The organism is Mesorhizobium sp. J428 (assembly GCF_024699925.1).
Lineage (GTDB): Bacteria > Pseudomonadota > Alphaproteobacteria > Rhizobiales > Rhizobiaceae > Mesorhizobium_A.
Genome location: NZ_JAJOMX010000003.1, coordinates 1 through 23,350 on the forward strand (window position 1 = coordinate 1; position 23,350 = coordinate 23,350).

The 23,350-nt window shown below is 61.2% G+C and carries 25 protein-coding genes and 2 pseudogenes; 17 read left to right on the plus strand and 10 right to left on the minus strand.

Going from position 1 to position 23,350, the window contains the following annotated elements:
- Positions 1–585: 585 nt before the first annotated feature.
- The 3 genes and pseudogenes from LRS09_RS27135 to LRS09_RS27145 all read right to left on the minus strand — a co-directional run bounded on the left by LRS09_RS27135 (position 586) and on the right by LRS09_RS27145 (position 1,213).
- Positions 586–813, minus strand: coding sequence for a helix-turn-helix domain-containing protein (locus LRS09_RS27135; protein WP_374684943.1), 228 nt, complete (start codon positions 811–813; stop codon positions 586–588).
- Positions 814–831: 18 nt separating this feature from the next.
- Positions 832–1,046, minus strand: a pseudogene (locus tag LRS09_RS27140) (recombinase family protein); the annotation flags it as partial.
- Positions 1,001–1,213: a recombinase family protein gene (locus LRS09_RS27145; RefSeq protein WP_257810384.1), complete on the minus strand. Its 213-nt coding sequence runs from the start codon at positions 1,211–1,213 to the stop codon at positions 1,001–1,003. The pseudogene LRS09_RS27140 and the gene LRS09_RS27145, both read right to left, overlap by 46 nt.
- Positions 1,214–1,307: 94 nt before the next feature.
- On the opposite strand from LRS09_RS27145, the pseudogene LRS09_RS27150 reads away from it, so the two are divergent.
- Positions 1,308–4,219: pseudogene (locus LRS09_RS27150) on the plus strand (Tn3 family transposase).
- Here the strand turns inward: LRS09_RS27150 and LRS09_RS27155 are convergent.
- The 5 genes from LRS09_RS27155 to LRS09_RS27175 form a co-directional block, all read right to left on the minus strand.
- Positions 4,203–4,436, minus strand: coding sequence for a DUF6429 family protein (locus LRS09_RS27155; RefSeq protein WP_203197002.1), 234 nt, complete (start codon positions 4,434–4,436; stop codon positions 4,203–4,205). The pseudogene LRS09_RS27150 and the gene LRS09_RS27155 sit on opposite strands and share 17 nt — an antisense overlap.
- 298 nt (positions 4,437–4,734) lie before the next feature.
- A complete protein-coding gene (locus LRS09_RS27160; protein ID WP_257810385.1) occupies positions 4,735–5,400 on the minus strand; it encodes a replication protein RepA in 666 nt (221 codons plus the stop codon).
- A complete protein-coding gene (locus tag LRS09_RS27165) occupies positions 5,394–6,008 on the minus strand; it encodes a hypothetical protein (protein WP_257810387.1) in 615 nt (204 codons plus the stop codon). Before LRS09_RS27165 ends, LRS09_RS27160 begins: the two co-directional genes overlap by 7 nt.
- 63 nt (positions 6,009–6,071) lie before the next feature.
- Positions 6,072–7,025, minus strand: a complete 954-nt coding sequence (locus tag LRS09_RS27170; RefSeq protein WP_257810366.1) for a Fic family protein — start codon at positions 7,023–7,025, stop codon at positions 6,072–6,074.
- A complete protein-coding gene (locus tag LRS09_RS27175; RefSeq protein WP_257810365.1) occupies positions 7,015–7,353 on the minus strand; it encodes an antitoxin VbhA family protein in 339 nt (112 codons plus the stop codon). The genes LRS09_RS27170 and LRS09_RS27175 overlap by 11 nt, the downstream gene beginning before the upstream one ends.
- A gap of 374 nt (positions 7,354–7,727) precedes the next feature.
- On the opposite strand from LRS09_RS27175, the gene LRS09_RS27180 reads away from it, so the two are divergent.
- Both LRS09_RS27180 and LRS09_RS27185 read left to right on the plus strand, forming a co-directional pair.
- The gene (locus tag LRS09_RS27180; protein ID WP_257810364.1) at positions 7,728–7,898 is read left to right on the plus strand and encodes a hypothetical protein; all 171 of its coding nucleotides are present in this window, start codon (positions 7,728–7,730) and stop codon (positions 7,896–7,898) included.
- Between the two features lie 85 nt (positions 7,899–7,983).
- The gene (locus tag LRS09_RS27185) at positions 7,984–8,217 is read left to right on the plus strand and encodes a DUF6429 family protein (RefSeq protein ID WP_203197002.1); all 234 of its coding nucleotides are present in this window, start codon (positions 7,984–7,986) and stop codon (positions 8,215–8,217) included.
- On the opposite strand, the gene LRS09_RS27190 is transcribed toward LRS09_RS27185, so the two are convergent.
- On the minus strand, positions 8,201–11,116 hold the full coding sequence (locus LRS09_RS27190; protein WP_257810360.1) for a Tn3 family transposase: 2,916 nt from the start codon (positions 11,114–11,116) through the stop codon (positions 8,201–8,203). The two genes, LRS09_RS27185 and LRS09_RS27190, sit on opposite strands and share 17 nt — an antisense overlap.
- Before the next feature lie 94 nt (positions 11,117–11,210).
- Between LRS09_RS27190 and LRS09_RS27195 the strand changes: the two genes are divergently transcribed.
- From LRS09_RS27195 to LRS09_RS27260, 14 genes are all read left to right on the plus strand, one after another.
- Positions 11,211–11,840, plus strand: a complete 630-nt coding sequence (locus LRS09_RS27195; protein WP_203197004.1) for a recombinase family protein — start codon at positions 11,211–11,213, stop codon at positions 11,838–11,840.
- A 577-nt stretch (positions 11,841–12,417) separates the two neighbouring features.
- Positions 12,418–12,951 carry a hypothetical protein gene (locus tag LRS09_RS27200; RefSeq protein ID WP_203195501.1) on the plus strand — a complete coding sequence of 178 codons (534 nt, stop codon included), beginning with the start codon at positions 12,418–12,420 and terminating at the stop codon, positions 12,949–12,951.
- A gap of 555 nt (positions 12,952–13,506) precedes the next feature.
- Positions 13,507–13,677, plus strand: a complete 171-nt coding sequence (locus LRS09_RS27205) for a hypothetical protein (protein ID WP_257810339.1) — start codon at positions 13,507–13,509, stop codon at positions 13,675–13,677.
- A gap of 3 nt (positions 13,678–13,680) precedes the next feature.
- On the plus strand, positions 13,681–13,878 hold the full coding sequence (locus LRS09_RS27210; protein ID WP_257810388.1) for a hypothetical protein: 198 nt from the start codon (positions 13,681–13,683) through the stop codon (positions 13,876–13,878).
- 5 nt (positions 13,879–13,883) lie between these two features.
- Positions 13,884–14,006: a hypothetical protein gene (locus tag LRS09_RS27215; protein ID WP_257810390.1), complete on the plus strand. Its 123-nt coding sequence runs from the start codon at positions 13,884–13,886 to the stop codon at positions 14,004–14,006.
- 1,266 nt (positions 14,007–15,272) lie between these two features.
- A complete protein-coding gene (locus LRS09_RS27220; protein ID WP_257810342.1) occupies positions 15,273–15,641 on the plus strand; it encodes a single-stranded DNA-binding protein in 369 nt (122 codons plus the stop codon).
- A gap of 27 nt (positions 15,642–15,668) precedes the next feature.
- The gene (locus LRS09_RS27225) at positions 15,669–16,064 is read left to right on the plus strand and encodes a hypothetical protein (RefSeq protein ID WP_257810344.1); all 396 of its coding nucleotides are present in this window, start codon (positions 15,669–15,671) and stop codon (positions 16,062–16,064) included.
- Complete coding sequence (locus tag LRS09_RS27230; protein WP_257810391.1) at positions 16,061–16,849, plus strand: ParA family protein; 789 nt, start codon at positions 16,061–16,063, stop codon at positions 16,847–16,849. The genes LRS09_RS27225 and LRS09_RS27230 overlap by 4 nt, the downstream gene beginning before the upstream one ends.
- A 13-nt stretch (positions 16,850–16,862) precedes the next feature.
- Positions 16,863–17,948 (plus strand): ParB/RepB/Spo0J family partition protein, encoded by a 1,086-nt coding sequence (locus LRS09_RS27235; protein WP_257810348.1) that lies wholly within the window; start codon positions 16,863–16,865, stop codon positions 17,946–17,948.
- Positions 17,945–18,391: a DUF192 domain-containing protein gene (locus tag LRS09_RS27240; RefSeq protein ID WP_257810349.1), complete on the plus strand. Its 447-nt coding sequence runs from the start codon at positions 17,945–17,947 to the stop codon at positions 18,389–18,391. The genes LRS09_RS27235 and LRS09_RS27240 overlap by 4 nt, the downstream gene beginning before the upstream one ends.
- A 323-nt stretch (positions 18,392–18,714) precedes the next feature.
- Complete coding sequence (locus tag LRS09_RS27245) at positions 18,715–19,263, plus strand: MobC family plasmid mobilization relaxosome protein (RefSeq protein ID WP_257810350.1); 549 nt, start codon at positions 18,715–18,717, stop codon at positions 19,261–19,263.
- On the plus strand, positions 19,260–20,321 hold the full coding sequence (locus LRS09_RS27250) for a relaxase/mobilization nuclease domain-containing protein (protein ID WP_257810351.1): 1,062 nt from the start codon (positions 19,260–19,262) through the stop codon (positions 20,319–20,321). Before LRS09_RS27245 ends, LRS09_RS27250 begins: the two co-directional genes overlap by 4 nt.
- 230 nt (positions 20,322–20,551) lie before the next feature.
- Positions 20,552–22,417, plus strand: coding sequence for a ParB/RepB/Spo0J family partition protein (locus LRS09_RS27255; RefSeq protein ID WP_257810392.1), 1,866 nt, complete (start codon positions 20,552–20,554; stop codon positions 22,415–22,417).
- A complete protein-coding gene (locus LRS09_RS27260; protein WP_257810354.1) occupies positions 22,330–22,548 on the plus strand; it encodes a hypothetical protein in 219 nt (72 codons plus the stop codon). The genes LRS09_RS27255 and LRS09_RS27260 overlap by 88 nt, the downstream gene beginning before the upstream one ends.
- A 178-nt stretch (positions 22,549–22,726) precedes the next feature.
- Here LRS09_RS27260 and LRS09_RS27265 read toward each other — a convergent pair whose 3' ends face one another.
- The gene (locus LRS09_RS27265) at positions 22,727–23,332 is read right to left on the minus strand and encodes a TrbM/KikA/MpfK family conjugal transfer protein (protein WP_257810356.1); all 606 of its coding nucleotides are present in this window, start codon (positions 23,330–23,332) and stop codon (positions 22,727–22,729) included.
- Between the last annotated feature and the right edge of the window lie 18 nt (positions 23,333–23,350).

Here is a 23,350-nt window from a genome sequence, read left to right on the forward strand (position 1 = left end):
CTTGTGACATGGAATAGCTTTCTGAATAGGGCTAGAGATTGGTCAGGTCTTCCGGGAACTGGCCGCCTCTCTGGACGAATTGGCTCCAGGTTTCCTCGCCACGTTTCAGGAGACGACCCGGTGTGCAGGATCATCGTCATCAGCCTCAAGCAGGCCAAGACATACGACGGTGCGACCGTCTTGTCACCGAATTGCTTTTCATAGGTGTGCCCGGGCACGACAAGCATCCATCCCGATGTTCCGCGTTCGGTGATGGCAGGGACAAGGCGTCCGCCTCGGGCGGGCCTGTCGCCGCGCGAAAGCGTGAACAGGCAGATGCTCGAACGCGTTTTCTTGGACGTGGCGGTATCAACGCCCAATCCATTGGCCCGTTGTCTGGATATTCGATTATGGGAGCGGGCCTGTTTTCGCCGCCGTTGATGCCTTCCCGGTAGGCCCTCTCAAGCGCATTGGCGATTGCGCCCGCCGTATCGACGGACAGACCGTATTTTCGATTGTAGCGGTCTTTCGCAACGATTTCCCGGGCAATTTCCCTGAAGCGCGCCTTGCGATACGGATCGGGCCGAGGCAGTCTTACTGGCTTGGTCATAATGCGGTCTCCACCTGTGGAGCCTCAGAAGACTTGCGGCGCTTGACGATCTCCGCGACGGTATTCTTGCTGATGCCGAGATCGCGAGCGATCCATCGGTAGCTGCGACCTTCGGCGCTCAACGCAATGACCTTCGGTGCGAGCCGATCGGATTTAGGACGTTGTCCAGATTGTCGGCCGAGTTTCTTACCGCGTGCCTTTGCTGCGGCCAGGCCTGATTTCACGCGCTCGCTCAGAAGATCGCGCTCGAACTGAGCGATGCCGGCGAGCAGGGTCGCCATCATGCGGCCGTGCGTGTGTCGAGTTCGAAGGTCATGCCGCTCATGGCGACAACCGAGACCTTCCAGCCGGCCAGTTTGTCGAGTGTGTTCAGCAGGTCTTGTGTGGAACGGCCCCAACGCGACAGTTCCGTCACGAGGACGGCATCGATTTGCCTGGCCTGGGCCAGATCGATGATCCGGTTGCGGGCAGTCCGGTTTGCCGATGCTCGGAGGCGGTTTCCTTGAAGACGCCGAGGACTTCATGATCGCCGCGCTCCGCGAACGCGGTCAGTTCATCGACCTGCCGCTCACAGGACTGGTCGGCGGTCGAAACGCGGCAGTAGATGGCGGCGCGCTGTCCCAATAGAACCCCTTTGGATTTTGCCCTTGCAAGCCGTTGATTTTGCTGGTCCGATTTTTGTCCAAAACAGACTAATGTTCAAGAGGGACGATTGTTTATGCCTCGACGCCAAATTCTGACCGAGCGACAGCGCTCCGCACTCTTTGATCTGCCGACGGACGAAGCGTCACTGTTGCGGCACTACATTTTGTCCGATGACGATCTCACCCATATTCGGGAGCGACGCCGAGCGCGCAATCGTTTCGGCTTTGCCCTGCAACTGTGTGCCCTGCGCTATCCCGGTCGGCTGCTGTCCCCTGGAGAGCTTATCCCGCAAGAGCTGTCCCGGTTTCTGGCAGCGCAGCTGGGCTGAGCGTCGGGGACCTGGCCGAATACGCGGCGCGGGAAACACGCCATGAGCATCTGGCCGCGTTGCGTACGATCTACAGCTACAGGAGCTTTGCCGGTCGTGGCGCCCAGGAACTGCGGGACTGGCTTGCCACTCAAGCCGAAGACGCGCGTTCAAACGAGGACCTCGTGCGCCGGTTTGTCGAACGATGCCGCCAAACCCAGATCATTCTTCCGGCAATCACGACGATCGAGCGGTTGTGCGCCGATGCTCTGGTGGAAGCCGAGCGCCGGATCGAGATGAGGATTGCCGAGCGTCTTGATCAACCCATGCGTGACCAGCTCAACGCGCTGCTGACGGAAATGGTCGAGGGCAACATCAGCCGCTTCATCTGGTTGCGCAAAATCGAGACCGGCGACAATTCGGCCATGGCCAATCGTTTGCTCGACAGGCTCGAATTCCTGCAAAACCTCGCTCTCGACCCACAGGTGCTGGCCGGTGTTCCGCCACACCGGGTTGCTCGGCTCCGCCGACAGGGTGAGCGGTATTTCACCGATGGTTTGCGCGATATTGGCACAGACAGGCGTCTGGCTACACTCGCTGTCTGCGCGGTGGAATGGGCCGCCGCGACCGCCGATGCCATTGTCGAAACCCATGATCAGATCGTCGGCAAAACCTGGCAGGAAGCCAAACGGCTCTGCGACGGACGAGCCGCAGATGCCAGGACCGCCGTAACCGATACCTTGCGGGCCTTTTCCGGTCTCGGCATGGTGATGCTCGAAGCGCGAGACGACGGCACCTCCCTGGAAGCGGCGATCGCCACATCACCAGGCTGGACGGAACTGGAGAAACTGGTCGCCACTGCCTCGCAACTCACCGATACACTTGCCGCCGATCCGCTGGCCCATGTCACGCAAGGTTTTCATCGCTTCCGGCGTTATGCGCCGCGTATGCTGCGCAGGCTGGATATCAAGGCGGCCGCCGTGGCCACGCCGCTCATGGAGGCGATTGCCCTGGTCAGGGGAAAATGCGATCCACCGTCACTGCCTACAGCTTTTTTGCGATCGACCTCCAAATGGAACCGGCATCTCAAAACGCAAGACGAAGGCGACAATCGTTTGTGGGAGGTGGCGGTCCTGTTTCACTTGCGCGACGCATTCCGCTCCGGCGATGTCTGGCTTGCGCACTCACGCCGCTATGCCGATCTCAAACAGGCACTGGTGCCGATGGCGGCCGCCCAGGCCACGGCAAGATTGGCGGTTCCATTCGAAGCCGAGGCGTGGCTTGCCGATCGCAAGGCCAGAATGTCGGACGGGCTGAAACGCCTGGCGAAAGCTGCCCGAACCGGGACCCTTCCGCTCGGCAGCATCGAGGACGGTGTCCTGCACATGGAACGCCTGACAGCAGTGGCGCCCAAGGATGCCGACGAGCTGATCCTCGATCTTTACCGGCGTATGCCGGAGGTGCGCATAACCGACATTCTACTGGATGTTGAAGCGGCGACGGGGTTTGCCGATGCCTTCACCCATCTTCGCACCGGCGCACCCTGTCAGGACAAAATCGGTTTGCTGAATGTGATGCTTGCCGAAGGCCCTCAACTTCGGACTGAGAAAGATGGCCGAGGCTTCAAATACCCATGACTACTGGCAATTGTCGCGCCTGTCGCGCTGGCATGTCGACAGCGACGCCATCGACCAGGCTCTCGCCATGGTCGTCGCGGCCCAGGGGCGTTTGCCCATGGCCCAATTCTGGGGAATGGGCACTTCGGCTTCCAGCGACGGTCAGTTCTTCCCGACCGCCCGACAGGGCGAGGCGATGAATCTCGTCAACGCCAAATACGGCAACGATCCCGGCCTGAAAGCCTATACGCACCTGTCAGATCAGTTTGCCCCTTTCGCAACCCAGCTCATTCCGGCAACCGTCAGCGAGGCACCTTACATTCTCGACGGACTGCTCATGAACGAGGCCGGCCAACGCGTATGGAGCAATATGCCGATACCGGCGGCTTCACCGATCATGTCTTCGCCACCGCCTCGATCCTCGGCTACCGCTTCATCCCCCATATCCGGGATTTGCCATCGAAGCGCCTTTATGTGTTCAACCCCGCCGGGACACCGAGCGAGTTGCGCGGCCTGGTCGGCGGCAGGGTCAGGGAAGACTTGATCGTCTCGAACTGGCCCGACATCCTGCGCAGCGCCGCGACCATGGTCGCCGGCATCATGCCGCCGAGTCAGTTGCTGCGAAAATTCGCATCCTATCCGCGCCAGCACGATCTCGCGCTCGCCCTTCGTGAGGTTGGCCGCATTGAGCGTACGCTCTTCATCATAGAATGGATCCTCGATGCCGACATGCAGCGGCGGGCTCGTATCGGCCTCAACAAGGGCGAGGCGCATCACGCGCTCAAGAATGCCTTGCGCATCGGCCGGCAAGGCGAAATCCGCGACCGAACGACTGAGGGCCAGCACTATCGCCTCGCCGCCCTCAACCTGCTTGCCGCCATCATCATCTACTGGAACACGGTGCATCTTGGTCAGGCCGTCGCGCAACGTAGCAATGCCGGCCTCCCCGTACCGCTAGAATTGCTCTCCCATATCTCGCCGCTTGGATGGGCGCACATCCTGCTGACCGGCGAATACAGATGGCCAAAAAATGGCAGCAGGCAATCTATTTTGGGGAGGTGAACAAGATCTGGAAAAGCTCCTCCGCTCGCTTCAACCCTTCATCCGTCAGAACGACAGATTTCGCCTTATTGACCGGATCGGCAATCAGCCCCTTGCGGTGCAACCGATCCAACGCATCCCAGTCATGCCCCCTCCAGGCTCGCCGCTCGTCATGCACCGTCAGCCACAGCAGCCCCAAAACCGCATCATCAATTCTATCGATATCAACGTCATCCATGCCGCCAAAACTACCACAAAGCGCTCAAAATCACTCGCTTGCTATCCAATTCAGACCAGAAATCCCTTAACGTAGGATTCCGCCCTCAGCCGGAGCCGACCCGAATAAGCGACTGGAAATGTAGCGCTGATTCTGTCTTGCGGATGCGCGCCGTCCGCGCTGTCAAGCGCCATGGTGACAGTTGTAGCGCATCGAGGCGCTGCGCCGGTCACCAAGAAACAAAACGGCCGCCCGGAGGCGGCGCGGTGCTGTTGGTGACGGATCTCGCCGGCGATCGCGCCGCGACCGTCACCAACGGTTAGTCGAGGAATGGCAAAATGGCTTGCTGTTTCGTGATTCTCGGCGGGACGTGGGTCGGGCTGGGATACAGCACCAAGCCGTGTTCCGATGTGGAAATTCGGGCTTCGGTATAGATGGTGACGACGTGTTTCAACTCGCGCAGGAATGCGCGCTTGAAGTCCCGCAGGCCCTGATCATTCTGAGCGTAGGAAGCGCCGAACTGCGCGCTGAGCGAGAACCACGGGATCACAGTGCGCTTGGACAGATATGACATGCGGTGCGTCATCCAGACATAGATGTCGAGCGCCAGCGGCGAATGGCGCAGTGCTTTCATCGCGACCAGATTGACCGGAACCGGGTGATCGACGCACTCTTTAAAAAATGGGCGCGACAGGTGCAATTTCGATTGCCAAGCGCCCGCATCTTCGCGGTCCTGCGGTTGCCACCATTCGACGCGATCGGCAAGCAGCACGTTCTGCAGTGCCCAGGAGTCGCGGCCCTCGTAACGGCAGGAAATGATCGAGCTGAATAGCGTCGTCATTGCGTGCTTGAGCCGCGTAATGTCGCCACGGGCGCCGCCCGTGTTCTTGAGGCCCAGCTCCCGCAGGTACGCGGCGAGCGTCGGGCCGAGGGATAGGACGGGCTCGCCCGTGCGAACCGCCTCCGAACATACCCAGGTCAGCAACAGGCGGGGCAGGGTGCCATAGGGAGGCCATCGGGATGCGCTGTCAGCATGGTTAGGGTGAAATCGCCGTTTTTGCGCATGAACCGGTGATCCTGCACGCGTTTGTGCGGCAGGGTGGCAATGGCGAGGGCCCGGGTCATAAAACCGAGGGAGCCGGCGGCCTTGGCGTCGGTCTTCTCGATGGCGAGATACGCCTCGATCAGGTCGCGGACACGCGCTGGCAGGTCTTCGTAGCGGTTGTAGTCGTAGACAGCTACAACCGGTTTCTCGGCGACACGCTTGCGCGGTTTCGGTTTGTCGGCCGCGTCGGCACGGGCGTCGATAGCGATCTGCGCGTCGATCTTGGTCTGCGTGCGCTTTGAAGTGGGCTTGGGTTTCGGCACATGGCCGAAGAAGTCGCCGATGGCGACCGGCTCTCGCTCTCGTGCTTCGGGCGATTGCCTCGTCCGCATGTTGTAATTCGTTTTGTCAGCGATCATCCGGGCGTCCTCCGGCAGAAACCCTTCCGCGATCATTTCGCGGTAATACCGATTGCGTTCCTCGGCGTGCGGGTCAACGTAACTGGATCGGTCTAAATCACCTGTGCTAGAGTGGTTTTTCGTCATCATTGCAGTCCTCAATCACTCGATGGTGGCCAAAGCCGGCAGGTTGTGCGACCTGTCGGCTTTTTCTTATCTGTCGCGTTCTCCCGAAGGAGGGGAACGGACGCGTTCCGCCTCCTGCGGCCTGTTCTTCTTCATCCCGAAATCATTCGTGTGTCCGGCGTCCAGGCGTTCAAGGACCGTCTTACGCACGGCGTCCATGAATTCGCGCCGCTGTCCGGCATCGTCTGCATATTTCTCGCGGCTGAAGGCCTCGGCCTTGTGCATTGTCTCGAAGGCGGTTGCGAGTTCCGGAAAGGCGGCAAGAGCTGCAGGCTCGCGCAGCTTCCGGAAGGCGATAGCGCGGCCCGGCAGCACGGCATCGCGCAGCAGGTCGGTAAGGTCGCGGTTCCCCGCAAGCTGGTCCTGAGTGAATGCCACGCTGCGCCGCGTCTGGTCGTTGCGCAGATGCGGCATCGCCAGTTCGTTCACAGCCAGGTCTCGGCCGACGTAGAGCAGGTTGCGTCCGTTCGGATGGGCCGCAAAGCGGGTCCAGTCGATGTTGTAGCCGCAGGCCTCGGCCAGCTCGCGGGTAAATTCGCGAAGCGTGCGGCTGTTTCCATCCGGAAACGGATGGATGTAGTCGAGTTCGGAATAAAGGCGTCCGATGGCGCGGACGAAGGGTGTTGTCTTGAGGCGCGACAGCTTGGCAACGTCGATCTGCTGCAGGGCGTCGTCGAGACGCGCGATCGAGGCGTTGTCCATCGGCGAGTAGGCGACGTGGGAGATAACATTCAGCCCGTCCAGCTGCCGATGCTTCACCCAATCCATGCCTGCCGGAGCCGGCTCGCGGAACTGGCCGGGCTTCACTTCGGGAAATCCGGCCGCGGGCAAGTCCTGGAAGATCCGGCGATTGATTTCGCGCAGATGCGCGCTGTCGAAGTTTCCCCCGACAGGCGAGAGGTAAAGCTCGGTCAGCCGCTTGGAGGTATGAAAACCCTCAAGGCGTTCGCGAAGCTCCGACCGCTCGGTTTCAGCGGCCACGGCCGGCACCGTGGCTGGCGGCCGCGAATTCGCTCAACTCGATCTGGCCAGAGACAAAGCGCTTGCCGAGGTCTGCCGCTTCGGGAGAGACGGGGAAGCCTTCAAGCGCGGCCGAGGCCTGACCGTAGGCAACCGCCCGCGCTCTTTCCAGTTGCTGAGCATCGGTGAGCGGAGCGACATTTCGGCCGCCGGATTCGACCGTTTCGCGCATGAAATCGCGCAAGAGCAGGGACGAATTCCGATGGTTGTTCTTGGCGATCTTGGCGAAACCATCCTTAAGATCGCGCGGAACGCGGAACGTGATGGTGACTTCTGACACTTCGGACATTACATTCTCCTGAGAATCGGCACTGAGTGGAGGATACCGCTCATCGGCTGTTATTACAATGTATGTTCATTGTAATAACACGCGCCGCGCTTCCTGCTATAATTGGCTCACGCCAACAGGGAGCAGGACATGCAGACAAACACTATCCGCGCCCACTGGCGCTCCCAATACCGAGCCGCACGGCTCGTCCGTGGTTTTGAGAGGGCGCTGCTGGACGGCGAGATGTCGTCGCTCGCCTATCACATCCCTTGCCGCGTGTATGAATGCGCGTGCCGGTTTGGCGACGCGCTTCGTTTCTCTCGTAGAAACGGCCGCTACGGCAGAGATGGCCGGCTCGTGCGTCACATAAACGGTCCTTACAACAGGCTGCCCGCATGAATTTCATCGATGCCACGTCGAAAATCTACCGGCATCCTACCCGCCACGGGTGGCTTATTACGCAGCCGATGCGGGCCGAAGTTCACCACGCCGGGGCCGCAGTGCGGCCGACCCGCGATCAGATCCACGAACATAAGGACGGCCATGTGCGGGTCGGCTCCGGCTGAGGGCGGAATCCTACGTTAAGGGATTTCTGGTCTGAATTGGATAGCAAGCGAGTGATTTTGAGCGCTTTGTGGTAGTTTTGGCGGCATGGATGACGTTGATATCGATAGAATTGATGATGCGGTTTTGGGGCTGCTGTGGCTGACGGTGCATGACGAGCGGCGAGCCTGGAGGGGGCATGACTGGGATGCGTTGGATCGGTTGCACCGCAAGGGGCTGATTGCCGATCCGGTCAATAAGGCGAAATCTGTCGTTCTGACGGATGAAGGGTTGAAGCGAGCGGAGGAGCTTTTCCAGATCTTGTTCACCTCCCCAAAATAGATTGCCTGCTGCCATTTTTTGGCCATCTGTATTCGCCGGTCAGCAGGATGTGCGCCCATCCAAGCGGCGAGATATGGGAGAGCAATTCTAGCGGTACGGGGAGGCCGGCATTGCTACGTTGCGCGACGGCCTGACCAAGATGCACCGTGTTCCAGTAGATGATGATGGCGGCAAGCAGGTTGAGGGCGGCGAGGCGATAGTGCTGGCCCTCAGTCGTTCGGTCGCGGATTTCGCCTTGCCGGCCGATGCGCAAGGCATTCTTGAGCGCGTGATGCGCCTCGCCCTTGTTGAGGCCGATACGAGCCCGCCGCTGCATGTCGGCATCGAGGATCCATTCTATGATGAAGAGCGTACGCTCAATGCGGCCAACCTCACGAAGGGCGAGCGCGAGATCGTGCTGGCGCGGATAGGATGCGAATTTTCGCAGCAACTGACTCGGCGGCATGATGCCGGCGACCATGGTCGCGGCGCTGCGCAGGATGTCGGGCCAGTTCGAGACGATCAAGTCTTCCCTGACCCTGCCGCCGACCAGGCCGCGCAACTCGCTCGGTGTCCCGGCGGGGTTGAACACATAAAGGCGCTTCGATGGCAAATCCCGGATATGGGGGATGAAGCGGTAGCCGAGGATCGAGGCGGTGGCGAAGACATGATCGGTGAAGCCGCCGGTATCGGCATATTGCTCCCGTGCGCGTTGGCCGGCCTCGTTCATGAGCAGTCCGTCGAGAATGTAAGGTGCCTCGCTGACGGTTGCCGGAATGAGCTGGGTTGCGAAAGGGGCAAACTGATCTGACAGGTGCGTATAGGCTTTCAGGCCGGGATCGTTGCCGTATTTGGCGTTGACGAGATTCATCGCCTCGCCCTGTCGGGCGGTCGGGAAGAACTGACCGTCGCTGGAAGCCGAAGTGCCCATTCCCCAGAATTGGGCCATGGGCAAACGCCCCTGGGCCGCGACGACCATGGCGAGAGCCTGGTCGATGGCGTCGCTGTCGACATGCCAGCGCGACAGGCGCGACAATTGCCAGTAGTCATGGGTATTTGAAGCCTCGGCCATCTTTCTCAGTCCGAAGTTGAGGCCTTCGGCAAGCATCACATTCAGCAAACCGATTTTGTCCTGACAGGGTGCGCCGGTGCGAAGATGGGTGAAGGCATCGGCAAACCCCGTCGCCGCTTCAACATCCAGTAGAATGTCGGTTATGCGCACCTCCGGCATACGCCGGTAAAGATCGAGGATCAGCTCGTCGGCATCCTTGGGCGCCACTGCTGTCAGGCGTTCCATGTGCAGGACACCGTCCTCGATGCTGCCGAGCGGAAGGGTCCCGGTTCGGGCAGCTTTCGCCAGGCGTTTCAGCCCGTCCGACATTCTGGCCTTGCGATCGGCAAGCCACGCCTCGGCTTCGAATGGAACCGCCAATCTTGCCGTGGCCTGGGCGGCCGCCATCGGCACCAGTGCCTGTTTGAGATCGGCATAGCGGCGTGAGTGCGCAAGCCAGACATCGCCGGAGCGGAATGCGTCGCGCAAGTGAAACAGGACCGCCACCTCCCACAAACGATTGTCGCCTTCGTCTTGCGTTTTGAGATGCCGGTTCCATTTGGAGGTCGATCGCAAAAAAGCTGTAGGCAGTGACGGTGGATCGCATTTTCCCCTGACCAGGGCAATCGCCTCCATGAGCGGCGTGGCCACGGCGGCCGCCTTGATATCCAGCCTGCGCAGCATACGCGGCGCATAACGCCGGAAGCGATGAAAACCTTGCGTGACATGGGCCAGCGGATCGGCGGCAAGTGTATCGGTGAGTTGCGAGGCAGTGGCGACCAGTTTCTCCAGTTCCGTCCAGCCTGGTGATGTGGCGATCGCCGCTTCCAGGGAGGTGCCGTCGTCTCGCGCTTCGAGCATCACCATGCCGAGACCGGAAAAGGCCCGCAAGGTATCGGTTACGGCGGTCCTGGCATCTGCGGCTCGTCCGTCGCAGAGCCGTTTGGCTTCCTGCCAGGTTTTGCCGACGATTCGATCATGGGTTTCGACAATGGCATCGGCGGTCGCGGCGGCCCATTCCACCGCGCAGACAGCGAGTGTAGCCAGACGCCTGTCTGTGCCAATATCGCGCAAACCATCGGTGAAATACCGCTCACCCTGTCGGCGGAGCCGAGCAACCCGGTGTGGCGGAACACCGGCCAGCACCTGTGGGTCGAGAGCGAGGTTTTGCAGGAATTCGAGCCTGTCGAGCAAACGATTGGCCATGGCCGAATTGTCGCCGGTCTCGATTTTGCGCAACCAGATGAAGCGGCTGATGTTGCCCTCGACCATTTCCGTCAGCAGCGCGTTGAGCTGGTCACGCATGGGTTGATCAAGACGCTCGGCAATCCTCATCTCGATCCGGCGCTCGGCTTCCACCAGAGCATCGGCGCACAACCGCTCGATCGTCGTGATTGCCGGAAGAATGATCTGGGTTTGGCGGCATCGTTCGACAAACCGGCGCACGAGGTCCTCGTTTGAACGCGCGTCTTCGGCTTGAGTGGCAAGCCAGTCCCGCAGTTCCTGGGCGCCACGACCGGCAAAGCTCCTGTAGCTGTAGATCGTACGCAACGCGGCCAGATGCTCATGGCGTGTTTCCTCCCGCGCCGCGTATTCGGCCAGGTCCCCGACGCTCAGCCCAAGCTGCGCTGCCAGAAACCGGGACAGCTCTTGCGGGATAAGCTCTCCAGGGGACAGCAGCCGACCGGGATAGCGCAGGGCACACAGTTGCAGGGCAAAGCCGAAACGATTGCGCGCTCGGCGTCGCTCCCGAATATGGGTGAGATCGTCATCGGACAAAATGTAGTGCCGCAACAGTGACGCTTCGTCCGTCGGCAGATCAAAGAGTGCGGAGCGCTGTCGCTCGGTCAGAATTTGGCGTCGAGGCATAAACAATCGTCCCTCTTGAACATTAGTCTGTTTTGGACAAAAATCGGACCAGCAAAATCAACGGCTTGCAAGGGCAAAATCCAAAGGGGTTCTATTGGGACAGCGCGCCGCCATCTACTGCCGCGTTTCGACCGCCGACCAGTCCTGTGAGCGGCAGGTCGATGAACTGACCGCGTTCGCGGAGCGCGGCGACTATGAAGTCCTCGGCGTCTTCAAGGAAACCGCCTCCGGAGCATCGGCAAACCGGACTGCCCGCAACCGGATCATCGATCTGGCCCAGGCCAGGCAAATCGATGCCGTCCTCGTGACGGAACTGTCGCGTTGGGGCCGTTCCACACAAGACCTGCTGAACACACTCGACAAACTGGCCGGCTGGAAGGTCTCGGTTGTCGCCATGAGCGGCATGACCTTCGAACTCGACACACCGCACGGCCGCATGATGGCGACCCTGCTCGCCGGCATCGCTCAGTTCGAGCGCGATCTTCTGAGCGAGCGCGTGAAATCAGGCCTGGCCGCAGCAAAGGCACGCGGTAAGAAACTCGGCCGACAATCTGGACAACGTCCTAAATCCGATCGGCTCGCACCGAAGGTCATTGCGTTGAGCGCCGAAGGTCGCAGCTACCGATGGATCGCTCGCGATCTCGGCATCAGCAAGAATACCGTCGCGGAGATCGTCAAGCGCCGCAAGTCTTCTGAGGCTCCACAGGTGGAGACCGCATTATGACCAAGCCAGTAAGACTGCCTCGGCCCGATCCGTATCGCAAGGCGCGCTTCAGGGAAATTGCCCGGGAAATCGTTGCGAAAGACCGCTACAATCGAAAATACGGTCTGTCCGTCGATACGGCGGGCGCAATCGCCAATGCGCTTGAGAGGGCCTACCGGGAAGGCATCAACGGCGGCGAAAACAGGCCCGCTCCCATAATCGAATATCCAGACAACGGGCCAATGGATTGGGCGTTGATACCGCCACGTCCAAGAAACGCGTTCTGGAGCATCTGCCTGTTCACGCTTTCGCGCGGCGACAGGCCCGCCCGAGGCGGACGCCTTGTCCCTGCCATCACCGAACGCGGAACATCGGGATGGATGCTTGTCGTGCCCGGGCACACCTATGAAAAGCAATTCGGTGACAAGACGGTCGCACCGCTCGTATGCGTCTTGGCCTGCTTGAGGCTGATGACGATGATCCTGCACACCGGGTCGTCTCGAAACGTGGCGAGGAAACCTGGAGCCAATTCGTCCAGAGAGGCGGTCAGTTCCCGGAAGACCTGACCAATCTCTAGCCCTATTCAGAAAGCTATTCCATGTCACAAGAAAACCATCGGATCGCCGCCGCCATCGATCTGCGAATGCGACAACTGGAAAAGCAGGGCATTCAAGGAGCGGCGGTCGTCCATCATATGCTTGGCTATATGCAGGGTCTTCAGCAGATTTACGACACGGCTTCGGACAAGGTGCTGTCGAACCTGTGTCAGCGCTATCCGGGCTTCTATCGCTATGCGGATATGATGGAGTCCATGTCCGAGAGAAATCAGCAAATGATCGAGGCGGGAACGCACCCCTACCGCGATCTGCCTGAACTTCCCGAGAAGCTGAAGCGGAGCTTGGCTGCATTGATGGCCAGTGCGGCCGATCTCGAACGTGCCTTCCAGTCTGCCGTGGATTGCGGTGACTTCGCCCGTCACGTCGACCAACTCGACAGCCTGAAACGGCAATGGGGCGCGGATTTGCAGCGCCTGGTCGAGTTGTTTCGCTCTTCAGACGTTGCTCCCCAAAGCCAACTCATCGTGCAAAGCGCCCTCAAAGCCATGGCTGAGCGAATTAATCGGCTCGGGTGAGCAATTGGTGAGCAATCTGGTCCCTGAAGCCGCCGCTAAACGTAGGACATTGATAAAACCCTTAACGTAGGATTCCGCCCTCAGCCGGAGCCGACCCCTTATTGGCGCAATTTCCCATGCGGTTTCGTCGTTCACCGCTCTATCCCCGTGTCCCGAGGCGCGTGCCCTGATCGTAGCCGCGTCGCTGCCGGCACAAAGGTAGCTTCGCCAACGCCTACGCTGCGCTTCTGGCGTCGCCTTTGCGCTCTGCAGCTCGATCCGCGGCTGATCCCCGGGCAACGGCTCAGGGCTCTCGGCGAAGCAGCGGAAATCGATGGACGGTTCCGTCCTGGTCGCCTGCAGCCGCGACCTATGACGGCAGAGAGCCACTGTTCCGGCTAAGGCAACTCGCAAAGCAGCGGAGCAAAAGCGGTCTGCAGTGAGAAGCTGGTCGGTCTCGAATCCCTCGCAAAAACGAGGGGTTGACATTCCGATAAGTGGTGACACAACATCGCCAAAATATGCTATTGTGGCGTTGTGTCGTCACCATTCCGAAACGACGGCAAAGGAGGAGGTATGAAGTTCTTCGATGATCTGGTGGTGGGTTTCGCGACGCGTGTGATCCGTGGCGCGTTGGCGGTCGGAACTGTGTTCGTCTATGTCCAGGCGGCGGGCCTATTTCTGCTGCTGGCTGGCGCGGTGGTGCTGGCCGTCTACTACGCCGGCCGCCTCGCCCTGGGAATCTAAGCCATGAGCACCCCGACCTACGCTGAAATCGCCGCCAGCTGGGATATTTGGATCGAGTACGTCGACACCGACGCCACAATGACCGCCGAAGAGTTCGACGCGATGAGCATCGAAGACAAGGTTGCGCTTCAGGTCGTGGCGTTCGGCGCGGAGATCCCCTCGCCTACCGAAAGGGCCGCTGTCGTGGATCGGGAGCGGTAATCGCCATGGCCCGACCTCTCGCCCAGGAGATGAGGGTACAGGGCTCGCTTACCGGCGAGCTGCAAAACCTGATCTATGACCTGCTGCCAACGCTCGAAGAGCTTGAGGCCAAGCCGTCGACCTCGTAGGTCAGACTGCGAAACTCAAAGCTGCCGGACTGATCTACGCAACGGAGTGGTGGCGGCCGGACGGCAATGGCGCCCCCCGCTACCTCTATCTGCTCTACCCACAGCAGCCCGGCCAACCGCGACGCCGCGACTACGTTGGTGCGGACGACGACAAGATCCAGGAAGCGCGGGAGAGCATCGCCAGGGCCAAGCAATTCGACACGCTGACTGCGGAGGCGCAGCAGATACGAGAGAAGATTGAGAACGCAGCCGAATTCCTCGATCAAGGCTGCGCCGTCCTCAAGGGCAAACCGCGCTTCATGCTACGCCGACGGCCGTAGTCAATACTGTTAAGCGCTGCCCTCCGCAGGCCCGGCTACCGCCGGGCCTTTCACATGGTCCCTCGGCAGCCACTGCCATATCGCAATCATGGCGATAAGCGGTGGGTAAGTCTGTGCATAACCCTGTGGATCAAAGACGTTATCCACGCTGAAATTGTCTTGTGTGCAATCTCTTGGATTCATTGCGGAAAACACGCTTGTCCACAGAAACTGACGCTGAAACACTCTTATGCCCAGACGCTGAAACAGTCTTGCGTCCGGAATCGAAAATGAGCGTTAAAGCATTGAAAAAAAAACGGATTTCGCGCAGGCGGTGAACTCTCCCTATATTGATTCAGATTTACCTATATCTATACCTGTAGCTAGAGCACTTCAATCAACCACTCCCCCAGCTAGAAGCTCACAACAACACCTACCCTCCGCGCCTTCGGCGCTCCGCCCCGTCGCCATTGGCGACGGCCTGTCGGCGGCAAGCCGCCTCCAATAGCGTGCCCTACGGGCACTGGTCTACTACTTGATCTTCCATCAACCACCAGAACTCACACTTCCAACGTCGAGCCCGGCAGAACCGCCGCAATGGCTTTTGAAAAAAATGGGGGCGACCGTTGAGTTTTAAGTGGCTCAAATCGGCTCGCATTCGACCGTGGAAGGCGCTCTAGCGCATCAGGTGGAGCGAAGCGGCCGCCGGCGCGGTCACGCTCCTAGGGCCTCCCAGGCGCTTTTGGTGCGATTTGTCTTTTCGGGGCGGCGCTGCGGTTTTGCAGCTCGCTTTTCAGCCCGCGCGAATTGGCGGTGAACTGGCGAAGAAGATGGAAAAATCCCCTCGATTTTGGATGCTCAGCCCACGGAAACTGTTTTCCGGATTGTTGTCTAGTTGTTGTCTGTTTGTTTTCCCTTCTGTTATACTTGATTCGCGGCGAATTCCGTCGCTCCATCGGAGAAATCCATGCAAAGCAATACCTTTGCCGGCCGCCTCGCAGACGCGCCGGCTCTGCGCAGAACGGCATCTGGCGCCGTCTGCAGGTTCACGCTGATTTCCAACGAGTACGCGGGCAAGGACGACAACAACAACAGCCTCGAACGCGCGGTGAGGGTCCAGTTCGTGGCCTTCAACAAGAAGGGCGAAGCCATCGCCGAAAACTGTCGCAGGGGCGATCAGCTGATCGTCCAGTGGTCGTTGCGCAACAACGACTACCAGGACAGCAAGACTGGCGAGACCGTCTATGGCTTCGATTTCCGGGTCGAAGATTTCGAATTCGGTGCGCCGGGTTCGATCAAGCGAGCCGAGCTGCAAGAGCGCCAGGGCGCAAACTGAACCATGACGCAAGGGACAGTGCCACAGATGGACGCCGTGCAGTTCGCAGCTGTAGCGGCGTCGTGTCGATGGTCCAAAAAATCGCTGGCCATCGCGCGCCACATTCTCGTGGATGGTGTTTCGCTGCCGGAAACGGCGGCGAAACACGCCGTTACGCCGAAGCACGCTCGCGTGCTTCTGGCGCGGTTTAAGGAGAAGGCCGAGCGAATGGCCGAACGAATGACCGAGCGGAAGCGGCTCGAAGCATTCATGCAAAAAGAGCAGCCCAAGCTGGCGGTGCACCCCCTCACCTCTTTTCTCAACGACATGCAGACCCTTCGCGAGAAGGGTTACACCTTCGCACAAGTCGTCGCCTACCTCAAAACCAACGGCGTGACGACTTCGGAGACGACAGTTCGCAATTTCCTACGGAGCAACGGATGAAAACGATTGTCCTGGCCAATCAGAAGGGCGGCGTCGGCAAAAGCGCCGTCGCCTGTCAACTGGCTTATTTTTTTAGCCAGCCGATCAACCAACCCATGAACAAGCGCGTCCTGGTGATCGACCTCGACCACCAGCGCAACACCACCAAAGCGTTGAGAACCGGCGGTTTTTGCGTCGTGTCCGCTACGACCAGCAGCAAGCTCCTGACCGACCCGAAAGCCGACATCGAGCACGCTGAATTTGTCTTGGTCCCGGGCGATGGCGACTTGCTCAAGATGGAAAAGAAGGCGGCGGAACACAACGCCTACGCCTCGAATCTTCTGGCGTTCCTGGCTCGCGTTGCAGACAGTTTCGATGTCTGCATCATCGACACGAACCCGAATCCGGACATCCGCCAACTGTCTCCGCTCGTCGTCGCCGATTACGTGCTCGCGCCGATCGAACTCAACCAGGAGGCCATCGATGGGATCGGCGACCTGTTGAACCACGAAAATATCGGCATCCGGCGAATTCAGGCAACGCTCAACAAGAAGCTGAAATTCCTCGGCATCTTGCCAAACAAAGTGGAGCCGACGCCGTTCCAGCGCGACAACTTCCGCGCCCTTTCCACGGCGATGCCCCGAAATACCTCATCGCAATGTCGCCCGGCTTCGCTGCAATCAAGAAATCGACAGCGATCGCCGAGGCGCAAGCGGCCGGCGTGCCGGTGTGGCGGCTCGGCAAAACGTCCGGCCGCGACGCTTGGCGCGAAATGCGCCCCGTCTTCGACAAAATCGCACAACTGATGGAGGTTGCATAATGGCGCTCGACCTTTCTGCGCTCGATGAAGCGCCCCCTACCCCGGCCACCGCCGCCGGCGAGCCTTTGATGATCCGTCTCGCCGACATCGAAGTCGATCCAAACCAGCCGCGAAAGTCGTTCGATCCGGTCAAGATGGCCGAAATGGTCGCTTCCGTGAAGGCGCGCGGCGTTAAGTCGCCGGTTTCGGTGCGCCCTCACCCGGACAAGCCCGGCAAATGGATCTTGAACTACGGCGAGCGTCGCTATCGTGCTTCGATAGACGCTGGCCGCGAGGAAATCCCCGCTTTCGTCGATCAGCAGCACGACGACTACGATCAGGTTATCGAAAACCTGCAGCGCGAAGACCTGCGGCCCATGGAACTCGCACTGTTCATCAACCGCAAAAAGAAGGACGGTGACAGGAACGCGAAGATAGCCCGGGAACTCGGAGTCGATGCGTCGTTCATCACTTACCATCTGGCCCTGATCGACCCACCGGCCGCAATCGAAGCGCTCTATGCGAGCGGCCGCTGTACGTCGCCGAAAATTCTCTATGACCTGTCTACGCTTCACGGCAAATACCCCGACGAAGTGGATGCATGGGTGGAGCAAGCGGAAGAGGTGACGCGGGCGGCCGTGTCCGCGCTTTCCACCTCGCTCAAGAATGGTACGAGCCAAGAACCGCCGCAGCCGCCGAACGGCAGCGGTATCTCCGGCGGCGGAAACCTTGGAATGTTCCAAGGTTCCGGCCCTGATGGCGGCCATGGAGGATCAGCCACCGTGGCTAAGGACGAAGGCAAACCGGCCAAGACAAAGCCGGGTGCAAGTGCTGACGGCAGGGGCAACAACGGGGAAGGCGGTGAGGGCGGCGAACCTCCCGAGGAAGGTCGCACCAGCTGGCCGAGGGGGAAAGTCGCGTCCGACCCGACGCTGATGCGCAAGCCATTGCTGCTGGTGACCATCGACGGTCGAAGCGCTGCCATCCTGCTGAATCGCAAACCGACTTCGACGGGTCTGGTGCATATTCGCTACGAGAACGGCGAGAACGCGGAAGTCTCCGCCGCGGACTGCGTCATCGAAAGCCTCAGCGAGGAAAACGGGTGAGGGCGGTTCTCGCCGCCTTCGCCCTGGTGCTAGCGCTTCCGGCAGCAAGCGCTAGTGCCGCCGGACCGGATGAGGTCTGCGACCTGCATTTTTCCGGCGGCGCGATCCTACCTGCCGTCCCGGTTGCCAAGACAGTTGCAGCGCAGGCGACCGGGCTCGCGAACCGCGACGACGCAGGCCCGGGGCTGCTGTTTAGTTGGCCCAAGGCCGAACCTCGCGTGTTCTGGATGCGGGACACCCATTTCCCGCTGACCGTTGGCTTTTTCGGCGCAGACGGCGTGCTATTCGCCCAGGCGAACATGCAGCCGATGACCGACACCTACCACTTCTCGGTGAGCCCGGCGGCCGACGCGCTCGAACTCGCGCAAGGTCAGTTCGAGCGGCACGGCTTGCGGATCGGCTCGAGAATCGTTTCTCGTGAGTGCCGGCCGGCGGGTCCATAGCCGGCGTAGGGTAGGGCGCGTCAGAAATCGGCCGAAAAAGGGACAGGCGATGCCTGTCCCTTTTTCATTTCCGCCGCCTGATGGGCGAGGCGCGATGCGCCCGCCGCTGTCGCCCAACGGGCGCAGCTTAACTCGTCTGCGTGACCGCAGACTGAATAGCCCACCCCTGCGCCTCGTAAGAGGGCAGGGGCGGCGTAGCTCCTTGGAACCTTCCAAGGAGCGGAGGCGCGTAGTGGGCTATTGCAGGATAGGCCGAAGGCCGGTAGAGTACGCGCGTACAGCGCTCCTCTGGCACCCTGTCGGGTGCGTATGACAGGCCCACAATGACCACTGAGAAGCCGAACAGCCCCTATCTCAATCTCTACCTCGGCGAACTGAAAGAGCCGTGGGAGGCCTATTGCGCCGCGCGCAATCTCAAGCCCGGCGCTGCCATCCGCGCAGCCATCCAGGCACAGTTGAAAGCAGCACGGCCGCCGTATGACTCGCAGCCCTTGGCCGCATCGCAGGCCCCAGCGCAGGCCGAGCCGCGCAGGCGTTACGAAATCACCTTGATCCCTTCCGAAATGGACGCCATCCGCCGCAGGCTGGACGGCAAGCGCACTCCGCGCGATTGGATTGCGGCCGTGATCCGCGCCGCCCTTACTCGTGAACCTCAGTTCGGCGACGCCGAGGTCCAAGTCCTCGCGAACTCCAATTACCAGCTGCAGGCGATCGGTCGGAACCTCAACCAGATCGCTCGCAGGCTCAACGAGCGCAAGGCGCAGGACTTTCCCGCGAGGCGCGTCGCGGACATTGAGCGCACCATCGCCCAGCACACCGAGGCCGTCACCGCCCTCATGCGCGCCTGTCAGGAGCGCTGGCCCCTCGCATGAGCGCGTCGATTGACCATTGGCTTGACGAATTCGGAGCCGAGCTAGACCCGATCTATTCGCGTGGCCGCCATGTCAAAGCGCCCCGTAAGGCGCCCGGCACAGGCTCCAAGGCGAAGCGCGGTAAACCCACGGGGCCGGCGACCAGGGAAAGTCGGCGCGCAACCCTTGAACGGATTGCGCGGAAGTCGCCGGAAGTCATGGTCAAAATCACCGGGGGCGGGCGAAACATGCGTCAAATCAAGGCGCACATGGATTACATCTCGCGCAACGGTCTTGTGGAACTCGAAGACGAGCAAGGGCTCGCCTATCTCGGCAAGAAGGATGTCCGCAGCGTTCGCGATACATGGCGCGATGGCGGTCATTCCATTCCCAGCGACGGCGACGACGGGCCGCGCGAGGCTTTCAACATCATGCTTTCAATGCCTCCGGGTACCCCGCGGGATGAAGTCAAGGCGGCTGTGCGTGCCTTCGCCGCTGATGAGTTCCAGGGCTTCCAGTACTGTTTCGCCGCTCACAACGACGAGAAACATCCGCACGTCCATTTGACGGTGAAGGCAACCGCCTTGGACGGTTCGCGGCTCAACCCGCGCAAGGGCGATTTGCATCGCTGGCGCGTGAAGTTCGCCCAAGAGCTTCGCGACAGAGGCGTTGACGCCAATGCTTCTCCCCGCAAGGCTCGGGGCGTCGTGCGGAAGGCACAACGCCAGGCATTGATCCGAATCGCCGAACGTGGCGGTCAATCGCGCGTCGCGCGTACGCAGGAAGACCAAGCGAATCGCGAGGCGATGGGGAAGGGCGCTCATCCCAATCCTGCGCAAGACAGAATCAGCGTGACGCGCAAGCGCGTCCTGCTGGGGTATGGGCAGATGGCAAAGGCGCTGGCGAGAGGGTCCGCCAACGATCGCGCGCTTGCCGTCAGCCTCGTCGACCTGGTGCGAGCTATGCCCGCACCAACCACCGCGCACGAGGCGCGCGTAGAGGCCGCCAGAGCGGCCATTGCGGAGCGCCAAGGGCAAAGAGAGGCCGCACGCGGCCGCGAGGGCCAGAACCGCGCCTAAGCGCGCCTATTGCGGGCTGCGCCATCTTTTTTCGACGCCAATAGCACCTTCGGGCCGGCTGCCCCGCCCGTGCGTTCGACTGCGCCATACGTTCGTCCGACCTCGCAGTCGCGCAAGGGGCGCTTCGCTCAAGCCCTTGCCCGCCTGCTTTCCCGGGTCGGACGTATCGAGGCGCTACGTCGAAAGCACTCAAGAGCGTGGCATCAACACCAACCCCGAAGGAGGGAACCATGGCAACGCAAACGAAAAAGTCGCAGACCCCGAAGAAGGCCGCCAGGGCGGCATCCGAAAAGCCGTCTCTTGCATCTAAGAGCGTGGTGGGAGCGGAGCAGAACGCAGTCAAGGGCGAGGCTAACCCGGAGATCGTATTCATCCCGGTTTCCAATCTGGTCTGGTCGGCGCGGAACGTGCGCAGGGCACCGAGTGGCGACGTTTCCGACCTGAAAGCGAGCATTGCGGCGCTGGCTGGCCGCTTGGTGCAAAACCTCGTGGTCGTGAAGGAAGGCGAGGGGTTCGGCGTGGTGGCGGGCGGGCGTCGGCTCAAGGCGTTGATGGAACTGGTGGCGGAAGGCGTTTTGAGCGCGAGCCATGCAGTGGCGTGCGTCGTCGTGGACGATAGCGAAGCGGTCGAATTCAGCCTTACCGAAAACCTGCAGCGTGAAGCGATGCACCCGGCGGACGAGTGCGCGGCATTTCTGGCCCTGACCGAACAGGGCAAGTCTCCGGATGCGGTCGCCGCGTTCTTCGGCGTCGAACCGGCATACGTCAAGCGGCGTCTAGTGCTCGCATCCGTGGCTCCGGCGGTGTTCGAGCGGTTCAGGGCAGGCGAAATTGACCTCGATCAAATCATGGCGCTGACCCTCACCGACGATCATGCGTTGCAAGAGAGCATCGTTGGCAAGGGTCGCGTGCCGGGGGCGCACGAAATCCGCCGCCAACTGTCGCAAGCCAGTGTGCGGGCGAGTGACCGGCGGGCGAGGTTCGTCACGGTGAAGGCCTACGAAAAGGCAGGCGGGGCGGTGCATCGCGATCTTTTCGCCAATGCTCGCGACGACATGGACGATGGTCAGGTGGAAGTGGTGCTGCTGGACGCCGGGCTGTTGGAACGGCTCGCCATCGAAAAGGCGGCAAGGCTCGGCGCGGACGAGCAGAGCAAGGCAGGCGGGGCGTGGGTGGACGTGGTGCTGAATTACGAGACTTACCACGATCAGGGCTATTCGCGTGCGCCGTCGGTGCTGCGGCCGGAAACCGAAGCCGAGGCGGCGGAGCGGGCGCGGCTGGAAGCCGAGCATGAGCGTCTTGAACAGGCCTATCAGAAGGAAGACGACGACGAAGCCAGCGAAGCCCTCTATGCGCAGCAGGAGGAAGTTTCCGAAGCACTGGACCGGTTGACGGAAGCCCGCAGCGGCGAGCATCCCGACATTGCCCGCCTTACCGGTATCGTCGTGAGCCTCGGCCATGACGGCAAGGCGCGGTTCCATCATGGCCTGATCCGTCCGGGCGACAAGAAGGCCGCGCAGCAGATCGCGAAAGGCGGTGAAGCAGGGGAGGGCGGTTTGGGTGCTGCCAGCAATGGCGGGTCGGACCAGACCGAGCCGCAATCGCTTGTGCAGGAACTGACCGCGATCCGCAGTGCCGTCATCCGCGACGCGCTCGCGAAGAATGTGGACTATTCGTTGCGCCTGCTGGCGTTCCAGCTTTGGGGATCACTGGCGCGTCACTGGACCGGTTCCCAGCTGCACATCAGCACGACCGCATGCCATCGCGAACTGACCCGACGCGTTCCCGCGATGGAGGGATCTCCGATCCACATCGAGCAGGAGCAGCGCGCCGAAACGTGGGCCGAAAAGCTGGGCGGCGTGCGGAGGAGGACGACTTCGACGCGGCATGGGCTTGGTGCCTCGCTGCCGATCAGGCCGAAATCCTCGATCTGCTGGCCTACTGCACGTCCTGCTGTTTCGATGACGTGCGCCAGTTCGTCGGGAACGACGGAGGCCGCAGCCGGGTCATGCTGTCGGACCTCGGGGCGAGTGTTGCCGCGCACTGGACGCCCACGGCGGACAACTATTTCGGCAAGCTCAAGAAAGGGCCGCTGATTGGTCTGCTGGGTGAGCATGCGCCGGCCGGTGCCGACAAGGCGAAGCGTGCAGCCCTCGCGAGCGTCGCCGAGGACAAGCTCGGAAATGCTGGCTGGATGCCGGAAGTCCTGTTGCCGCTGGCCAGCTGATCCGGCGAGCAGGGAGCCAAGAGGCCGGGGAACCCCGGCCTCTTCATAGCTTGTGTCATTGGGCAACAGCGCCATCAGGGCGGGCAAAAAAAGAAACCCCGGCGAAAGCCGGGGTTTCGGTTGTGCTGCGTTTGGTGACGCAGGCGGCGCGATCGCCGGCGAGATCCGTCACCAAACTTCAATGGCCGCCGCCCAGCCAGTAAACGCCGCCGGCATTTCCGCCGGTGTTCTGGCTGCGGTTCCGCAGCTCGGCGTTGTATCTGGCCAGGGCGGCGTCGTAGTCGGCCGCATCGACCCAGAAGCCACCATTGTTCGGGTCGCCCACGTAGCGGGCGACTGTGCCGTTCGTGTGGTCGGTGTAGCCGTGACTTCCGTAGGCGGCGCAGTGCGACGGCAGGGTGTTGCGGATGTAGGTCGGGCGATCGTCGTCCCGAGGACGCCACACGCGCATCGAGGCGTTCAGCGCGGCCGCGTCGCAGCGACCGGCGCCGTTGGCGATGGAATCGACGAGCGACCGCATGTTGTCGTCCTGCGACGCGCTCGGGCACAGGTTCAGGAAGTTCTTGCGCGCTTTGATCGTGTCCGAAATGCGCCGCGCATCGATGCTGAAATACCGCCGGATCGAGGGAGCGCATTCGCTCGGCTGCTGCCCGGTGGACAGGCAGAGGATTGCTTCGCAAGCCAGTTTGGTGTCGCCGGTGAACATGCCTTCGGCCTTCGCCGGCGAGGCCAGGCCGGCGATCGCGATCGCGAGCGCGAGCAGGGTGCCGATTACCGTCTTCATCAGTCATTCTCCTTGGTG